Source organism: Cupriavidus neocaledonicus (genome assembly GCF_000372525.1).
GTDB classification, from domain to species: Bacteria; Pseudomonadota; Gammaproteobacteria; order Burkholderiales; family Burkholderiaceae; genus Cupriavidus; species Cupriavidus neocaledonicus.
This window is the reverse complement of sequence record NZ_AQUR01000105.1, coordinates 103,135-118,406: the sequence shown is the minus strand read 5'-3', so window position 1 is coordinate 118,406 and position 15,272 is coordinate 103,135. Positions and strand designations below refer to the sequence as shown.

Here is a 15,272-nt window from a genome sequence, read left to right as displayed (position 1 = left end):
TCCGCCAGCTTGACAGTCCCCGGCTTTGCCAGAAAAATCGGCCGCACACCCACCGAAGGCCAGCGAGCCAAAGCAACAGCCAAGGCGGGTGATCCGTGAGCAGGGAGGCCCACGGCCCGCGGCGGCGAGTCAGCAATCAGACTGGCCGCCTCGCGATAGCACTCGCCGCGCGTCATCGCCGGCCGCGCCACAGCACGCGGCCAGCCATGGCGCCGCAGTCCGTGCCGTCTGGCTGGCAAGCTTCCCCGCTTGAAAATCTGCTATTTCGTTGGGGGAGTATATGGCAAGCGGTATCGTCAAATGGTTCAATGACGCCAAGGGCTTCGGGTTCATCAAGCCGGACGAGGGCGAAGAAGAACTGTTTGCGCACTTTTCGGCTATCCAGATGGCGGGCTTCAAGACGCTGAAGGAAGGCCAGCGCGTCTCGTTCGAGGTGGTCCAGGGCCCGAAGGGCAAGCAAGCCACCAATATCCAGGACGCCAGCTAAAGCGCGCCGCGACCGCATCCCCGGCCGCAGAGCCACCGGAGCGGTCAACCAGGGTGTGGGGGGCTTCCCCCCGGAACGGGACCGATGCCAGCGCCCCGCTGGCCGCCAGGGGCGGCGCGGCGGGCACCGGCTCGCATCAGCGGCACGCACACCCAATGGAAAGCCCGGCCTGGCGCCGGGCTTTCTGGTTTTCTGGCCGGCCTGCGGCCGTTCATCCGGCCGTCCATCCGGCCAGTTCAGGCCCAGCCGTCGATGTTCAGCCCGCTGGCCTGTTCGGCCTCCTCCCTGGTGACCTTGCGCACAGTCTGGCCGAAGGTCCAGACATGGCCCTCTGCATCGCGGGCGGTGTAGGTGCGGTCGCCATAGAACTCGTCCTGCGGCTCGCGCAGGATCACGGCCCCGGCGGCCCGGGCCCGCTCGCAATGCTGGTCGAGCCCGTCGGGAAGATGCACGTGCACGGTCTGCGTATTCTTGCCGCCGATCGACGCCGGGCTGGCGGTAAAGTCGGCCCACTCGCTGCCCACCATCAGGTAGCTGTCGCCAAAACGCATTTCGGAATGCACCAGCTGCCCTTGCTGGTCGCGGATCACCATGACCCGCTCGAACCCGAACGCCCGCTCCAGCCAGTCCAGCGCCGCCAGCGGATCCTTGTAGAACAGGGCCGCGCCGAAGGCGGTGCGGCGGAAGGGATCGTCCATGCCAGTCTCCCCGGGCCGGATGCCCGTCAGTCCAGAAGTTCTAGCCAACGCCGCGGCGGCGGGCAAGAAAAAAAACCCCGGTACGGGTATCCGGTACCGGGGTTTTTGTCGACAGCTGGCCCGCCGTGGCGGGAGTCTGTGCTTACATATTGTCGATCATCACCTGCCCGAAGCCCGAGCACGACACCTGCGTCGCACCTTCCAGCAAGCGGGCGAAATCGTAGGTGACTTTTTTGGACAGGATCGACTTCTCCATCGACGCGATGATCAGGTCGGCGGCCTCGGTCCAGCCCATGTGGCGCAGCATCATTTCCGCCGACAGGATTTCCGAGCCCGGATTGACGTAATCCTTGCCGGCGTACTTCGGCGCGGTGCCGTGGGTGGCCTCGAACATCGCCACGGAGTCAGACATGTTGGCGCCCGGTGCGATGCCGATGCCGCCCACCTGCGCGGCCAGCGCGTCAGAGATGTAGTCGCCGTTCAGGTTCAGCGTGGCGATCACCGAGTATTCGGCCGGGCGCAGCAGGATCTGCTGCAGGAAGGCGTCGGCAATGGCATCCTTGACCACGATGTCCTTGCCGGTCTTCGGGTTCTTGAACTTGCACCACGGGCCGCCGTCGACCAGCTCGGCGCCGAATTCCTTCTGTGCCAGCTCATAGCCCCAGTCACGGAAGCCACCTTCGGTGAACTTCATGATGTTGCCCTTGTGCACCAGCGTCACCGACGGCTTGTCGTTGTCGATCGCGTACTGGATCGCCTTGCGCACCAGGCGCTCGGTGCCCTCGCGCGACACCGGCTTGACGCCGATGCCCGAGGTGGCCGGGAAGCGGATCTTCTTCACGCCCATCTCGTTTTGCAGGAAGGCGATCAGCTTCTTGGCCTGGTCGCTTTCCGCCGCCCATTCGATGCCGGCGTAAATGTCTTCCGAGTTCTCGCGGAAGATCACCATATCGGTCTTTTCCGGCTCGCGCACCGGCGAGGGCACGCCCTTGAAGTAGCGTACCGGGCGCAGGCAAACATAGAGGTCCAGCTGCTGGCGCAGCGCCACGTTAAGGGAGCGGATGCCACCGCCGACCGGCGTGGTCAGCGGACCCTTGATCGACACCACGTACTCCTTCAGCACGTCCAGGGTTTCATCCGGCAGCCACACGTCGGGGCCGTAGACCTTGGTCGACTTCTCGCCGGCGTAGATCTCCATCCAGGCAATCTTGCGCTGGCCGCCGTAGGCCTTGGCCACGGCCGCGTCGACCACCTTGATCATCACCGGGGTGATATCGAGGCCCGTACCGTCGCCTTCGATATAAGGAATGATCGGGTTGTCCGGGACATTGAGCGAGAAGTCCTGGTTGACCGTGATCTTTTCGCCTGCCGGAACCTTGATGTGTTGGTACATGACGTCTCCAGTTACGGAACGGTTGTGACTGCCGCCGGTTCGTGGCCGGACGGCGAGATTCGGGGAGATGGCGCTGTGCATTGTAGCGGGCCTGGATGCCCCTCCATACTGCCCTGCATCATGCCTGCGCCATGTCTGAGCGGCTTTAGTCTTATATAAGACACAAGACTAATTTTATATTATGCAGCAATTTTTCATCATCCGCCAATCGGGCCGGACCCCGATCCGCGCCGCCGGCGCGCTGCTGCGGCATACTTGCGCCCCATGACCCTGATCGCCCTGAACAAGCCCTTTGGCACCATGAGCCAGTTCTCGGAACACCCGACGCGGCCCACGCTGGCGTCGTGCGTGTCGGTGCCCGGCGTCTATCCGGCCGGGCGGCTCGACGCCGACAGCGAGGGCTTGCTGCTGCTGACTGACGATGGCGCCCTGCAGGCGCGCATCGCGGACCCGCGCCACAAGCTCGAGAAGACCTATCTGGCGCAGGTCGAAGGCATTCCCGACGCGGACGCCCTCGCCCGCCTGCGCGCCGGGGTCGATCTCGGCGATTTCGTGACCCGGCCGGCGACGGTGCATGCGATCGATGCCCCCGACTGGCTGTGGCCGCGCCATCCGCCGGTGCGCTTTCGCGCCGCCATTCCGACGGCCTGGCTGGAGCTGAAGATCCGGGAAGGCAAGAACCGGCAGGTGCGGCGCATGACGGCGGCAGTGGGCTTCCCGACGCTGCGGCTGGTACGGGTGGCAATCGGTGCGCTCGACCTGCGCGCGCTCGGCCTAGCGCCCGGCGAAAGCTGCGAAGTGCCGCTCCCCGGGTCGGGCCTGCCCCTGGCAACGCCTACAGCGCGCGCTGCACCAAAGCCGCGCCTTCATGTCTTTAAGACCAGACAGGCGAACGACGCCAAGCGGCGCTTACGTTACAAAAGCTAACAAATCGACCGTCAACGCTGGCAACAGCGGCCTCGTTCTTGTCGGGGACACGTCCAACCACGCGTCACCACTTTCCCGACTGCTTTTATCCTTCGAGGTAATACGCCATGAAAAAACTGATCGCTGCACTGGTTGTCGGCCTGTTCGCCACCGGCGCCTTCGCCCAGGCCGCTGTGCCTGCCGAGCCGGCTACGCCCGCGGCCGCGGCCACCAAGGAAGCCCCGAAGAAGACCACCAAGAAGAAGGCCACCCACAAGAAGCACAGCAAGAAGAAGGAAACCGCTGCTGCCGCAGCCCCGGCCGCGTAACCACGGCTGGCACCGCTGCCGGGCCGTGCGCCGGCAGCAGAAAGCAAGGCAGGCCGCCACCAGGGCGCGCCTGCCTTTTTGTTTGGTGACGGTTGCACCGCGCGCGGCGTGCCACGCGTGCAACCTGCGTTATGCTTGCGGCTGCCCGACGCCGAGCCTTCCCGGACTGACCATCATGCCCTTGTTGTCGAAGACCCTGACCTCACGCTGCTGCATTCTGCTTGCCGCACTCGCGGCCGGCGTTGCCAACGCCCAAGGCGCGCTGCCGGTGGCGCCGCTGACCGCGGGCATGTATGCGATCCAGGCCGAAGTCGCCGCCACGCCCGCGGCGCGCGAGCAAGGCCTGATGTACCGGAAATCGATGGCGCCGAATTCCGGCATGCTGTTCGTGTTCGAGCAGAAGGCGGGCCACTGCTTCTGGATGCGCAATACCGAACTGCCGCTGTCGATTGCATTCCTGGCCGACGACGGCACCATCGTCAATATCGAAGACATGGCGCCGCGCACCGAAAACAACCATTGCCCGAAGGCGGCCGTCCGCTATGCGCTTGAAATGAACCAGGGGTGGTTCGCGCAGAAGGGCATCAAGGCGGGCGCGAAGATCGGCGGATTGCCGCAGCCGCGCTGAGGGGCGGCTGCGCGCGGCGCCGGCACGAAAGCCGGCGCGGTGCTGCTCAGTCGCGGAAGTTGTTGAAGTCCAGCGGTGCCTCGGACACATCCTTGCGCAGCATGGCGATCACGTTCTGCAGGTCGTCGCGCTTGGTGCCCGACACGCGCACCGTGTCGCCCTGGATGCTGGCCTGCACCTTGATCTTGCTGTCCTTGATCATGCGCACGATCTTCTTGGAAAGGTCGCCGGTCACGCCCTTCTTGATGGTGATCACCTGCTTGACCTTGTCGCCGCTGATCTTCTCGGTCTTGCCGTAATCGAGGAAGCGCACGTCGACATTGCGCTTGGCCATCTTGCTGATCAGCACGTCCTTGACCTGGTCCAGCTTGAAATCGTCGTCGGCAAAGGCGGTCAGTTCGTTTTCCTTATGCTCGACCCGGGCGTCGGAGCCCTTGAAATCGAAGCGCGTCGAGATTTCCTTGTTGGCCTGCTCGACGGCGTTCTTCACCTCGACCATATTCGCTTCGCACACTACGTCAAACGACGGCATTGCATTCTCCTTGTGATCCGTATGCCCGGAAGCCGGCCGTGCACGGCGCCTTCCGTATAATCCAGCCTACCTCGCAGTTCCGGGTCGCGCACACCAGCGGCGGCCGCGTCACCTTTCCCTTGCATGGCAGATTTCCACGAATTCTATCCCCTGCGTCGCCACAATACATTCGGATTCGACGCGCGCGCGCGCTTTGCGGTGCACGTGCGCAGCGAGACCGACCTGATCACGGCCCTGGCCGACCCGCGCGCCGAAGGTTTGCCGCTGGTGGTGCTGGGTGGCGGCAGCAATGTCGTGCTGACCGGCGATCTCGACGCGCTGGTGCTGCTGATGGAAATCCCCGGCTACCAGTTCGAAGCCAACAGCGAAGGCGGCGATGCCTGGCTGGTCACCGTGGGCGCGGGCGAAAACTGGAACGCGCTGGTCAACCGCACCATCGCCGACGGCATGCCGGGGCTGGAAAACCTGGCGCTGATCCCGGGCACCGCCGGTGCGGCCCCGATCCAGAACATCGGCGCCTACGGGGTGGAACTGCGCGAGCGCTTTGCCGGCGTGCGTGCCTATGACCGGCACACCGGCACCTTCGTGTGGCTGGACCTGCAAGCATGCGGGTTCGGCTACCGCGACAGCCTGTTCAAGCGTGCCGGCGCCGGGCGCTACATCATTACCGCGGTCACGCTGCGCCTGCCGAAGGGATGGCAGCCGGTGCTGTCGTACGGCGAACTGGCACGTCAACTGGACGGCCAGGCCGCGCCGGACGCGGCCGCCATCCGCGACGCCGTGGTCGCGATCCGCTCGCGCAAGCTGCCCGACCCCGCGCAGCTGGGCAATGCCGGCAGCTTTTTCAAGAATCCGCTGGTCAGCGCGGCGCAGCGCGACGCCTTGCTGCAGGCGCATCCGGATTTGGTCAGCTATGCGCAGCCGGATGGCACGTACAAGCTGGCCGCCGGCTGGCTGATCGACCGCTGCGGCTTCAAGGGCCTGAGCGACGGCCCGGTGGGCGTCTATGGCAAGCAGGCCCTGGTGCTGGTGCACCACGGCGGCGGCACCGGCGCGATGCTGCTGGCGCTGGCCAACCGCATCGCCGATACCGTGCAGGCCCGCTACGGCGTGCGCATCGAGCCGGAACCGGTGGTGCTGTAAAGCCGGCGGGCCAGCCGCGCTGGCCCGCCGCGGCTGTCACGCGAAGTGGCAGACGTAGTCCAGCGTCTCCTGCACCTCGATGTCGAAGCTGCTGTTGCCCGGCACGCTGAACTGCTGGCCGGCGCCGTAGGTCTGCCAGTCTTCCGCACCGGCCAGGCGCACGCGGCAGCTGCCAGCGTTGATTTCCATGATTTCGGGCGCGCCGGTGCTGAAGGTCAGCGAGGCCGGGAAAATCACGCCCAGCGTCTTGCGGCTGCCGTCCGGGAACAGCACGGTGTGGCTCACGCACTTGCCGTCGAAATACAGGTTGGCTTTCTTGACGACCGATACGTTGTCGAACTGGCTCACTTCCATCTCCTTGGGTGTCTTGCGAAAGACGTAAAAAGAGGGGCCGCAACGGCCCCTCTCCTGTTCACCCCGGGCGCGCTCAGTAGCGGCCGCAGAGCAGGTACTCCATCAGCGCCTTCTGCACGTGCAGGCGGTTTTCCGCCTCGTCCCAGACCACGCTCTTGGGGCCGTCGATCACGGCGGCCTCGACTTCCTCGCCCCGGTGCGCCGGCAGGCAATGCATGAAGAGCGCGTCGGGCTGGGCGCGGTCCATCATCGCGGTGGTGACCATCCAGTCCTTGAAGGCGCGCTTGCGGGCATCGTTCTCGGCCTCGAAGCCCATGCTGGTCCACACGTCGGTGGTGACCAGGCTGGCGCCCTGGCAGGCCGCGAGCGGGTCGTCGAAGACCTTGACCAGGCCCGAGGCGGACGCCGGCACCATGGCCGGGTCCAGCTGGTAGCCCGGCGGTGCCGAGAAGTGAAAGGTGAAACCGAGGCGCTCGGCGGCCTGGATCCAGGTGTACGCCATGTTGTTGGCATCGCCGATCCACGCCACCGTCTTGCCGCGGATGCTGCCGCGCTGCTCGATATAGGTGAAGACGTCGGCCAGCACCTGGCACGGGTGGTATTCGTTGGTCAGGCCATTGATCACCGGCACGCGCGAATGCGCGGCGAAGCGGTCGATGATGTCCTGGCCGAAGGTGCGGATCATGATGATGTCGACCATGCGCGAAATCACCTGCGCCGCATCCTCGATCGGCTCGCCGCGGCCCAGCTGCGAGTCGCGCGTGTTCAGGAACACCGCGTGGCCGCCGAGCTGGTGGATGCCGGCTTCGAACGACAGGCGCGTACGCGTGGAATTCTTTTCGAAGATCATGGCCAGCGTGCGGTCGTGCAGCGGGTGCCAGGTCTCGTAGTTCTTGAACTTGGCCTTCAGGATCCGCGCGCGGTCCAGCAGGTACTCGTACTCGTCGGGAGTGAAGTCGCTGAACTGGAGGTAATGCTTGATCGGGGTTGAGCTCATAAAACAAAGAAGGCGGCTCGGTGGGGACGCGCCGCCATGAACTGTTCTTGCAAACTGTTCAGGATCGAAGCGCGTCGCGGAGCCGCCTTTCGCGTCGCATACGCAATTTAACTGCAAGGATCATAAGGGATTATTTCTGCTTTGGCGAGCCCGGATCGACCCGGCCGCAACCTGCCGCACGGTTGCGCTGACAGCTTCCTGACAGGATTTCGCCCTTATGCGCAACTCTTATATAAGATATAATACTGGCTGATTCACGCGGGGCCCGGCATACCGATGCCAGTGCCCGCCGCCGGCATCAAAAGTGCCCCTGCAGGACACCGACGCCCCGCCTTCCGGCTGGAACCAGCGCGAACCAATCGCGTCCCGGCCGCGTCAAACGGGCGCCCCCGTCCAGCGGGCTTACCGTCGAGTCATCCGCCTCACCCGCAGTGTCCAGCCTCATGAACCCCAACGTTCGCGAATACTTTATCCAAGGCATTACCAAGGAAGGCAAGACCTTCCGCCCGAGCGACTGGGCTGAACGACTGTGCGGCGTGATGGCGCAGTTCCGCCCCGAAGGCGACAGCGGCGACCCGCGCCTGACCTACTCGCCTTACGTGCGGCCGATCTTTGCCGGCAACGTCAAATGCGTGGTGGTGGATGTGCGCCTGCGCGATATCGAGCCCAAGGCGCTGGACTTCGTGCTGAACTTCGCCCGCGACAACAACCTGCAGCTGGTGGAAGCCTGCTCGCTCGAATAAGCGCGGCGGCGCGGCACCGGAAAGCAAAAAAGCTCGTCGGATGACGAGCTTTTTTTATTGCTGGCGGCATGCCCGGGGGCACCCGCCTCTGCTGGGCCGCCTTGGCGGCCCGGGCAGCTATCAGGCAGCCATGGCCTTGATGGCGGCCGACAGGCGCGACTTGTGACGTGCAGCCTTGTTCTTGTGCACGATCTTCTTGTCGGCGATGCTGTCGATCACGGCTTGCGAGTTCTTGAAGATCTCGGCGGCAGCGGCCTTGTCGCCAGCGTCGATGGCCTTGCGGACGGCCTTGACGGCGGTGCGCAGACGCGAACGCAGGCTGGAGTTGTGAGCGTTCTGGGCAACGGCCTGGCGGGCGCGCTTGCGGGCTTGTGCGGAATTTGCCATGTAAAAAATATCCTGAATTCAGATGCGTGCCGCGGGGGACACAACAATTAAGTCATATCGAGCGACCCGGGATGCACTGACACACGAATCCGGAACGCAACTGTCCTTGTGAATCGGCAATTATACACAGATGCCGGCGCACGTGACAAGACCGCCGGGACTTTGCAGGCGCAGGGTCGGCGCCGGGCGCGATCCGTATAATAAGCGCCACATTGTGCCGGGCCACGTGGCGCGCCGGCAACTTTACTGCCTGGATCGCGTCTCAACCAGCTCGCGGTGCCGACGGCACCGGCCCACCGTTCCCCACCTGTCCGCATCTTGAACCTGCTCAAAGCGCTCGCCACCATCAGCAGCCTGACGATGCTCTCGCGCATCACCGGCCTGGTGCGCGAGATCCTGATCGCCCGCGCCTTCGGCGCGTCGGACATGACCGACGCGTTCAACGTGGCCTTCCGCATTCCCAACCTGCTGCGCCGCATCTTCGGCGAAGGCGCGTTCTCGCAGGCCTTCGTGCCGATCCTGGGCGAATACCACACCAAGCGCGGCGATGCCCCGACCAAGGCCCTGGTCGACGCCGTCGCCACCGTGATGACCTGGGTGCTGATGGCCGTGTCGCTGCTGGGCGTGATCGGCGCGCCGCTGGTGATGACGGTGGTCGCCACGGGTTTCCGCGGCCAGGCCGATACCTATACCGCGGCCGTGTTCATGACGCGGGTGATGTTCCCGTATATCGGGCTGATTTCGCTGGTGGCGCTGGCGTCGGGCATCCTCAATACCTGGCGCAAGTTCGCGGTGCCGGCCTTTACGCCGGTGCTGCTCAACCTGTGCCTGATCGTGGCGGCGCTGTTCGTCGGCCCGCACATGGAGCAGCCGATCTACGCGCAGGCATGGGGCGTGCTCATCGGCGGCGTGCTGCAGCTGGCGATCCAGGTACCGGCGCTGCGGCGCCTGGGCGTGATGCCGCGCATCCGCTTCAACCTGCGCGCGGCGTGGTCGGACCCGGGCGTGCGCCGCATCCTGCGCCAGATGGGGCCGGCGCTGCTGGCGGTGTCGGTGGCGCAGGTCAGCCAGATCATCAATACCAATATTGCTTCACGGCTGGCAGCCGGCAGCGTCTCGTACCTGACTTATGCCGACCGGCTGATGGAGTTCCCGACCGCGCTGCTGGGCGTGGCACTGGGGACCATCCTGTTGCCCAGCCTGTCCAGGGCCAACGCCTCGGGCGACCATGCCGAGTATTCGAGCCTGCTCGACTGGGGTCTGCGGCTGACCTTCCTGCTGGCCGTGCCATGCGCGGTCGGGCTGTTCGTGTTCGGCGCGCCGCTGACCGCGGTGCTGTTCAACTACGGCAAGTTCGACGCCCATGCGGTCGAGATGACGCGCCAGGCGCTGGTCTCGTACGGCGTGGGCCTGATGGGTCTGATTTCGATCAAGATCCTCGCGCCGGGCTTCTATGCGCGCCAGGATATCCGCACGCCGGTCAAGATCGCGCTGCTGGTGCTGGTGATCACGCAGGCCTGCAACGTGGCGTTCGTGCCCTGGATCGGCCATGCCGGGCTGGCGCTGTCGATCAGCGCCGGCGCCACGCTCAACGCGCTGCTGCTGTTCTTCGGCCTGCGCCGGCGCGGCCTGTACCGCCCCGCGCCGGGCTGGTGGCTGTTCCTGGCGCAGCTGAGCGCTTCGGTACTGCTGCTGTCGGGCATGCTGCTCTGGTTCGCGCGCAACTTCGACTGGATCGGCCTGGGCGCGACGCCGCTGCTGCGCATCGCGCTGCTGGCTTCGTGCCTGGTACTTGCAGCGGTGGTCTACTTCGGTACACTGTGGCTCATGGGACTGCGCTACTCTGCCTTCAGGCGCCGGGCCGGCTGATGGGTCAGCGGCAACTGCCATTGCCGGCTGAGCGCCTGGCATTGGTGACCCACGCTGCGCGCGGTGCCGGCGGCTGCACCGGGAAACCGACATGACATCCACCAAAGTCCTGGATTATTTCGCCAGCCTCGTGGCCGACGAAAACGGCATCCCGCTGACCGAAACCGCACTGTCCATCGCGCAGGACGCCTATCCCGACCTGGACCTGCAGGGCGAGCTGGCGGCGCTGGACGTGCTGGCGCTGCGGCTGAAGCGGCGGATTGCCGAAGGCACCCCCGCGATCCAGCGGCTGCGCCTGCTGAACCATTTCTTCTATCGCGATCTGGGCTTCGGCGCCAACGCGAACGACTACTACGATCCCGACAATTCCTACCTGAACGTGGTGCTGCGCCAGCGCCGCGGCATCCCGATCTCGCTCGCGGTGCTGCATATGGAGCTGGGCCAGCAGATCGGCCTGCCGCTCAAGGGCGTGTCGTTCCCCAACCATTTCCTGCTGCGCATGACGATCCCGGCCGGCGAGGTGATACTGGACCCGCTCACCGGCGAAACCCTGTCGAAGGAACAGCTGCAGGAAATGCTGGACCCGTACCTGGAGCGCGAAGGCATCAGTGACGCCAGCCAGGTGCCGCTGGGCCTGTTCCTGCGCGCGGCCAGCCACCGCGAGATCATCGCGCGCATGCTGCGCAACCTGAAGGCGATCTATCTGCAGGAATCGCGCTGGCAGCGGCTGCTGGCGGTGCAGAACCGGCTGGTGATCCTGCTGCCGGGTTCGATCGAGGAAGTGCGCGACCGAGGCCTGGCCTATGCCAACCTGGAGTGCTTCCGCCCCGCGCTGGCCGATCTGGAAGCCTATGTCCGGGCCCGCCCCGACGCCGCCGATATCGGCCAGATCCGCGAGCGCATGCCCGCGCTGCGGATGATGAGCCGCAGCCTCAGCTGAGGCGGCTTAACTTAGTTGAGGCAACTCGGCTGACGCGGCTCAGCGCTCGACGCGCGTGGGCCGGCGGCGGTTGCCGCGCACCAGCTTCCACAGGCCGCCCAGCACCAGCGGCACCACCGCCGCGCCGATGCCGGCCAGCACGATCAGGTTCAGGTACTGGCGGATGAACGGCAGGTTGCCGAAGAAGTAGCCGGCAAAGACCAGGCCGACCACCCATGCCACGGCGCCGATCACGTTGAACATCTGGAAGCGCGCGAAGGTCATCTGCGACACCCCCGCCACGAACGGCGCGAAGGTGCGCACGATCGGCACGAAGCGCGCCATCACCAGGGTCTTGCCGCCGTGCCGCTCATAGAAGTCATGGGTCCGGCGCAAGGCATCCTGGTCCAGGAAGCGCCACTGGTGGTCGAACACCTTGGGCCCGATCCAGTTGCCCACCATGTAGTTGACGGTATTGCCCGAAATCGCCGCCACCAGCAGCAGGCCGATCAGCACCCATTCGTTCATGGCGCCGGTGGCGCAGAAGGCGCCGGCGATAAACAGCAGCGAGTCGCCCGGCAGGAACGGCAGCACCACCAGCCCGGTCTCGGCAAAAACGATCAGGAACAGGATGGCATAGACCCAGTGGCCGTACTGGTCGATGACCGTGCCGAGGTATTTGTCGACATGCACCAGCATGTCGATGAGCTGCAAAGCGAGATCCAAGTCGTTCCCCGTGTGGTGGTTTGACGGTTTATTTCCCTGCGGCGCCGATCTCAGATCCACGCCGCCATGGCCTGAATCATACAAGAGCGGCTGCGCCTTTCCCCCACCTCGGCAACCCGTCTGCGTGGGGGAACGTCCACGTATAATCGCCGGATGCCAGCCTCCCCTTCCAGCACTGCCTTGCGCACCACCCAGCAGCCGCGCCCGATCCGGCCGCTGCCGGACCAGCTCATCAGCCAGATCGCCGCCGGCGAAGTGGTCGAACGGCCGGCGTCCGTGGTCAAGGAACTGCTGGAAAACGCGCTCGATGCCGGCGCCACGCAGCTCGGCATCCGGCTGGAGGAAGGCGGCGTGCGGCGCATCGTCATCACCGACAACGGCTGCGGCATTCCCGCCGCCGAACTGCCGGTGGCGCTGATGCGGCACGCCACCAGCAAGATCGCCTCGCTCGACGAACTCGAATCGGTGCTGACGCTCGGCTTCCGCGGCGAGGCGCTGGCCTCGATCGCGTCGGTGTCGCAGATGTCGCTGACCAGCCGCACCGCGGCCGATGCCCACGCCACCCAGGTCAGCGCCGATTCCGGTGCGCTCCAGCCCGCGTCCGGCGGCGTCGGCACCACGGTCGACGTGCAGCATCTCTACTTCAACACGCCGGCGCGCAGAAAGTTCCTCAAGACCGAACAAACCGAGCTGGGCCACTGCCTGGAGATGGTCCGGCGCGTGGCGCTGGCACGGCCGGACGTGACCATCTCGGTCCACCACAACGGCAAGCCGCTGGAGCACTGGAATGCCGGCGACGTCGCCACGCGCACGGCGCAGGTGCTGGGCAGCGACTTCGCCCGCGCCCGGCTGGCGCTGGACGAGCACGCCGACGCCCTGAGCCTGTACGGCTTTGCCGGACTGCCGACCGCCTCGCGCGGGCGGCCGGACCAGCAGTACTTCTTTGTCAATGGCCGCTTCGTGCGCGACAAGCTGCTCAACCATGCGGTGCGCAGCGCCTACCAGGACGTGCTGCACGGCGACCGCTTCCCGTCGTACGTGCTGTGCCTGGACCTGCCGCCGGAGATGGTCGACGTCAACGTGCACCCGTCCAAGATCGAAGTGCGCTTCCGCGAATCGCGTGCCGTGCACCAGTTTGTCTACCATGCGGTGCAGCGCTGCCTGGCACGCCAGGCCGGCGCCAACGGCGACAGCCTGCATACCGATGCCGACGGCGAGATCACGCTGGCGCCGGGCGCCGCGACGCCGGCGGCCGCGGCGCTGCCTGGCGCCGGTGGCCCGGGCCAGTGGATCAACTATTCCGCGGCGCGCCAGACCGAGCTGGGCATCGCCCAGCCGCGCCAGGCCTACCTCGGCATGGTGCGCGAGGCGACCGCGCCGGCGGCACGCCCCTACGGCGCGCCCGCAACGCCCTCCGGCGGCTGGGCCGGCGCTTCGGCGCAACCGCCGGCATGGCTGGCCGACGTCCAGGCCGCGCGCGCCGGCGATGCGCCCGGCCTGCTGGACCGGCTGCCGCAGGCGCCGGCGTCCGACGCGACCGGCGCCGCCGACGAACACCCGCTCGGCTATGCCATCGCCCAGCTGCACGGCATCTACGTGCTGGCGCAGAACGCGCGCGGGCTGGTACTGGTCGACATGCACGCGGCGCACGAGCGCATCCTCTACGAGCAGATCAAGGCCGCACTGGACGCACGCGAGCTGGCGGTGCAGCCGCTGCTGATCCCGGTCACGCTGACCGCCAGCCCGGTCGAGATCGGCGTGGCCGAAGAACACCAGGAGACGCTGACGCTGCTGGGCTTCGATATCGCCCCGGTGTCGCCCACCACGCTGGCGGTGCGCGCGGTGCCCGCGCTGCTGCAGCAGGCCGATGCCGAGGCGCTGGCGCGCGACGTGCTGCGCGACCTGCACGCCTACGGCGGCTCGCGCGTGCTGGCCGAGCGCCGCAACGAACTGCTCGCCACGCTGGCCTGCCACAGCGCGGTGCGCGCCAACCGCAAGCTCACGGTCGAGGAAATGAACGCGCTGCTGCGCCAGATGGAGCAGACCGAGCGCGCCGACCAGTGCAACCACGGCCGGCCCACCTGGGTGCAGCTGACCGTGACCGAGCTCGACCGGCTGTTCCTGCGCGGGCAATAAGCGCGCTCGCATCTTCGATCCAAGGCTTTCGATGTCCGTCGTACCCCACGATTCCGCCTCGCACCCGCCCGTGGTCTGCCTGCTCGGCCCCACTGCGTCCGGCAAGACCGCCGCCGCGCTGGCGCTGGCGGCCGACGCCCCGGTGGAGATCATCAGCCTGGACTCGGCGCTGGTGTACCGCGAAATGGATATCGGCACCGCCAAGCCCACCCGCGACGAACTGGCCGTGGCGCCCCACCACCTGATCGACATCATCGACCCGGCCGACAGCTACTCGGCCGCGCAGTTTGTCGCCGATGCCGAGCGGCTGATCGCGCAGATCCGCGCGCGTGGCCATGTGCCGCTGATCGTCGGCGGCACCATGCTGTATTACAAGGCGCTGACGCAGGGACTCAACGACCTGCCGCAGGCCGACGCCGCGCTGCGCGCCGAGCTCGACCAGCTCGCCGCCGAGCGCGGCTGGCCGGCGCTGCATGCGATGCTGGCCGAGGTCGACCCGGTCACCGCGGCGCGGCTCGCACCCAATGACGCGCAACGCATCCAGCGCGCGCTGGAGATTTACCGGCTGTCCGGCCAGCCGATGTCGGCGCTGCTGGCGCGCCAGGCCGAGGGCCGCACCTTTGCCGGCGCGGCCGACCAGCGCTACCGCGTGATCGCGCTCGAGCCATCGGACCGGCTGGCGTTGCATGCCCGCATCGCCCAACGCTATGACGCCATGCTGGCGCACGGCTTTATCGAAGAGGTCGAGCGGCTGCGCGCGCGCGGCGACCTGCATCCGGGACTGCCATCGATCCGCTGCGTCGGTTACCGGCAGGTGTGGGAATACCTGGATGGCGAGGCCGACTTTGCCACCATGCGCGAGCGCGGCATCGCCGCCACGCGCCAGCTGTGCAAGCGCCAGCTGACCTGGCTGCGCAGCACGCCCGAGCGGCTGGTGGTCGATTGCCTGGCGCCCGATTATGTCGGCCACGTGCGCAGGCTGGCGGACTTCGGACACTGATCCTGCGGCATTGCCGGCTGGCATG

Annotated in this window: 17 protein-coding genes; 10 read left to right on the top strand and 7 right to left on the bottom strand. The window is 66.5% G+C overall.

The window, feature by feature from the left end:
• Positions 1 to 280: 280 nt before the first annotated feature.
• Entirely contained in the window at positions 281 to 487 is a 207-nt protein-coding gene (locus A3AG_RS0124690) for a cold-shock protein (protein WP_012353757.1), read from the top strand.
• A gap of 236 nt (positions 488 to 723) precedes the next feature.
• On the opposite strand, the gene A3AG_RS0124685 is transcribed toward A3AG_RS0124690, so the two are convergent.
• Together A3AG_RS0124685 and icd are read right to left on the bottom strand one after the other, a co-directional pair.
• Positions 724 to 1,185 (bottom strand): VOC family protein, encoded by a 462-nt coding sequence (locus tag A3AG_RS0124685; RefSeq protein WP_018007975.1) that lies wholly within the window; start codon positions 1,183 to 1,185, stop codon positions 724 to 726.
• 142 nt (positions 1,186 to 1,327) lie between these two features.
• Positions 1,328 to 2,578 carry an NADP-dependent isocitrate dehydrogenase gene (icd, locus tag A3AG_RS0124680; protein ID WP_018007974.1) on the bottom strand — a complete coding sequence of 417 codons (1,251 nt, stop codon included), beginning with the start codon at positions 2,576 to 2,578 and terminating at the stop codon, positions 1,328 to 1,330.
• Between the two features lie 264 nt (positions 2,579 to 2,842).
• On the opposite strand from icd, the gene A3AG_RS0124675 reads away from it, so the two are divergent.
• The 3 genes from A3AG_RS0124675 to A3AG_RS0124665 all read left to right on the top strand — a co-directional run bounded on the left by A3AG_RS0124675 (position 2,843) and on the right by A3AG_RS0124665 (position 4,441).
• Positions 2,843 to 3,505 (top strand): pseudouridine synthase, encoded by a 663-nt coding sequence (locus A3AG_RS0124675; RefSeq protein WP_018007973.1) that lies wholly within the window; start codon positions 2,843 to 2,845, stop codon positions 3,503 to 3,505.
• 107 nt (positions 3,506 to 3,612) lie between these two features.
• Entirely contained in the window at positions 3,613 to 3,813 is a 201-nt protein-coding gene (locus A3AG_RS0124670; protein ID WP_018007972.1) for a hypothetical protein, read from the top strand.
• A 175-nt stretch (positions 3,814 to 3,988) separates the two neighbouring features.
• On the top strand, positions 3,989 to 4,441 hold the full coding sequence (locus A3AG_RS0124665) for a DUF192 domain-containing protein (RefSeq protein ID WP_018007971.1): 453 nt from the start codon (positions 3,989 to 3,991) through the stop codon (positions 4,439 to 4,441).
• A 46-nt stretch (positions 4,442 to 4,487) separates the two neighbouring features.
• Here the strand turns inward: A3AG_RS0124665 and A3AG_RS0124660 are convergent, their stop codons facing one another.
• On the bottom strand, positions 4,488 to 4,973 hold the full coding sequence (locus tag A3AG_RS0124660; protein WP_012353763.1) for a YajQ family cyclic di-GMP-binding protein: 486 nt from the start codon (positions 4,971 to 4,973) through the stop codon (positions 4,488 to 4,490).
• Between the two features lie 123 nt (positions 4,974 to 5,096).
• Between A3AG_RS0124660 and murB the strand changes: the two genes are divergently transcribed.
• Positions 5,097 to 6,116 (top strand): UDP-N-acetylmuramate dehydrogenase, encoded by a 1,020-nt coding sequence (murB, locus tag A3AG_RS0124655; RefSeq protein ID WP_018007970.1) that lies wholly within the window; start codon positions 5,097 to 5,099, stop codon positions 6,114 to 6,116.
• A 36-nt stretch (positions 6,117 to 6,152) separates the two neighbouring features.
• Here the strand turns inward: murB and ppnP are convergent, their stop codons facing one another.
• On the bottom strand, positions 6,153 to 6,464 hold the full coding sequence (gene ppnP / locus A3AG_RS0124650; RefSeq protein WP_026164450.1) for a pyrimidine/purine nucleoside phosphorylase: 312 nt from the start codon (positions 6,462 to 6,464) through the stop codon (positions 6,153 to 6,155).
• A gap of 79 nt (positions 6,465 to 6,543) precedes the next feature.
• Entirely contained in the window at positions 6,544 to 7,467 is a 924-nt protein-coding gene (gene argF, locus A3AG_RS0124645) for an ornithine carbamoyltransferase (protein ID WP_018007968.1), read from the bottom strand.
• A 443-nt stretch (positions 7,468 to 7,910) separates the two neighbouring features.
• Here argF and A3AG_RS0124640 point away from each other — a divergent pair, with 443 nt between their 5' ends.
• Positions 7,911 to 8,210 carry a DUF3579 domain-containing protein gene (locus tag A3AG_RS0124640; RefSeq protein WP_012353767.1) on the top strand — a complete coding sequence of 100 codons (300 nt, stop codon included), beginning with the start codon at positions 7,911 to 7,913 and terminating at the stop codon, positions 8,208 to 8,210.
• A gap of 120 nt (positions 8,211 to 8,330) precedes the next feature.
• Here the strand turns inward: A3AG_RS0124640 and rpsT are convergent, their stop codons facing one another.
• Positions 8,331 to 8,597: a 30S ribosomal protein S20 gene (gene rpsT, locus A3AG_RS0124635; RefSeq protein WP_006579059.1), complete on the bottom strand. Its 267-nt coding sequence runs from the start codon at positions 8,595 to 8,597 to the stop codon at positions 8,331 to 8,333.
• Between the two features lie 318 nt (positions 8,598 to 8,915).
• Here rpsT and murJ point away from each other — a divergent pair, with 318 nt between their 5' ends.
• Both murJ and A3AG_RS0124625 read left to right on the top strand, forming a co-directional pair.
• Positions 8,916 to 10,466: a murein biosynthesis integral membrane protein MurJ gene (gene murJ / locus A3AG_RS0124630; protein ID WP_026164449.1), complete on the top strand. Its 1,551-nt coding sequence runs from the start codon at positions 8,916 to 8,918 to the stop codon at positions 10,464 to 10,466.
• Positions 10,467 to 10,557: 91 nt separating this feature from the next.
• Positions 10,558 to 11,406 (top strand): SirB1 family protein, encoded by an 849-nt coding sequence (locus A3AG_RS0124625; protein ID WP_018007967.1) that lies wholly within the window; start codon positions 10,558 to 10,560, stop codon positions 11,404 to 11,406.
• Between the two features lie 39 nt (positions 11,407 to 11,445).
• Here A3AG_RS0124625 and A3AG_RS0124620 read toward each other — a convergent pair whose 3' ends face one another.
• Entirely contained in the window at positions 11,446 to 12,099 is a 654-nt protein-coding gene (locus A3AG_RS0124620) for a VTT domain-containing protein (RefSeq protein WP_018007966.1), read from the bottom strand.
• A 165-nt stretch (positions 12,100 to 12,264) separates the two neighbouring features.
• Here A3AG_RS0124620 and mutL point away from each other — a divergent pair, with 165 nt between their 5' ends.
• Entirely contained in the window at positions 12,265 to 14,247 is a 1,983-nt protein-coding gene (gene mutL / locus A3AG_RS0124615) for a DNA mismatch repair endonuclease MutL (RefSeq protein ID WP_018007965.1), read from the top strand.
• Between the two features lie 31 nt (positions 14,248 to 14,278).
• The gene (gene miaA, locus A3AG_RS0124610; protein WP_018007964.1) at positions 14,279 to 15,247 is read left to right on the top strand and encodes a tRNA (adenosine(37)-N6)-dimethylallyltransferase MiaA; all 969 of its coding nucleotides are present in this window, start codon (positions 14,279 to 14,281) and stop codon (positions 15,245 to 15,247) included.
• Positions 15,248 to 15,272 lie beyond the last annotated feature (25 nt).

Bases quoted from the DNA above. Each gene is read 5' to 3' on its own strand.
- argF (WP_018007968.1), bottom strand. From the start codon at position 7,467: ATGAGCTCAACCCCGATCAAGCATTACCTCCAGTTCAGCGACTTCACT.
- A3AG_RS0124625 (WP_018007967.1), top strand. From the start codon at position 10,558: ATGACATCCACCAAAGTCCTGGATTATTTCGCCAGCCTCGTGGCCGAC.
- A3AG_RS0124670 (WP_018007972.1), top strand. From the start codon at position 3,613: ATGAAAAAACTGATCGCTGCACTGGTTGTCGGCCTGTTCGCCACCGGC.
- A3AG_RS0124690 (WP_012353757.1), top strand. From the start codon at position 281: ATGGCAAGCGGTATCGTCAAATGGTTCAATGACGCCAAGGGCTTCGGG.
- icd (WP_018007974.1), bottom strand. From the start codon at position 2,578: ATGTACCAACACATCAAGGTTCCGGCAGGCGAAAAGATCACGGTCAAC.
- A3AG_RS0124640 (WP_012353767.1), top strand. From the start codon at position 7,911: ATGAACCCCAACGTTCGCGAATACTTTATCCAAGGCATTACCAAGGAA.
- A3AG_RS0124675 (WP_018007973.1), top strand. From the start codon at position 2,843: ATGACCCTGATCGCCCTGAACAAGCCCTTTGGCACCATGAGCCAGTTC.
- A3AG_RS0124685 (WP_018007975.1), bottom strand. From the start codon at position 1,185: ATGGACGATCCCTTCCGCCGCACCGCCTTCGGCGCGGCCCTGTTCTAC.
- A3AG_RS0124665 (WP_018007971.1), top strand. From the start codon at position 3,989: ATGCCCTTGTTGTCGAAGACCCTGACCTCACGCTGCTGCATTCTGCTT.
- mutL (WP_018007965.1), top strand. From the start codon at position 12,265: ATGCCAGCCTCCCCTTCCAGCACTGCCTTGCGCACCACCCAGCAGCCG.
- miaA (WP_018007964.1), top strand. From the start codon at position 14,279: ATGTCCGTCGTACCCCACGATTCCGCCTCGCACCCGCCCGTGGTCTGC.
- rpsT (WP_006579059.1), bottom strand. From the start codon at position 8,597: ATGGCAAATTCCGCACAAGCCCGCAAGCGCGCCCGCCAGGCCGTTGCC.
- A3AG_RS0124660 (WP_012353763.1), bottom strand. From the start codon at position 4,973: ATGCCGTCGTTTGACGTAGTGTGCGAAGCGAATATGGTCGAGGTGAAG.
- murB (WP_018007970.1), top strand. From the start codon at position 5,097: ATGGCAGATTTCCACGAATTCTATCCCCTGCGTCGCCACAATACATTC.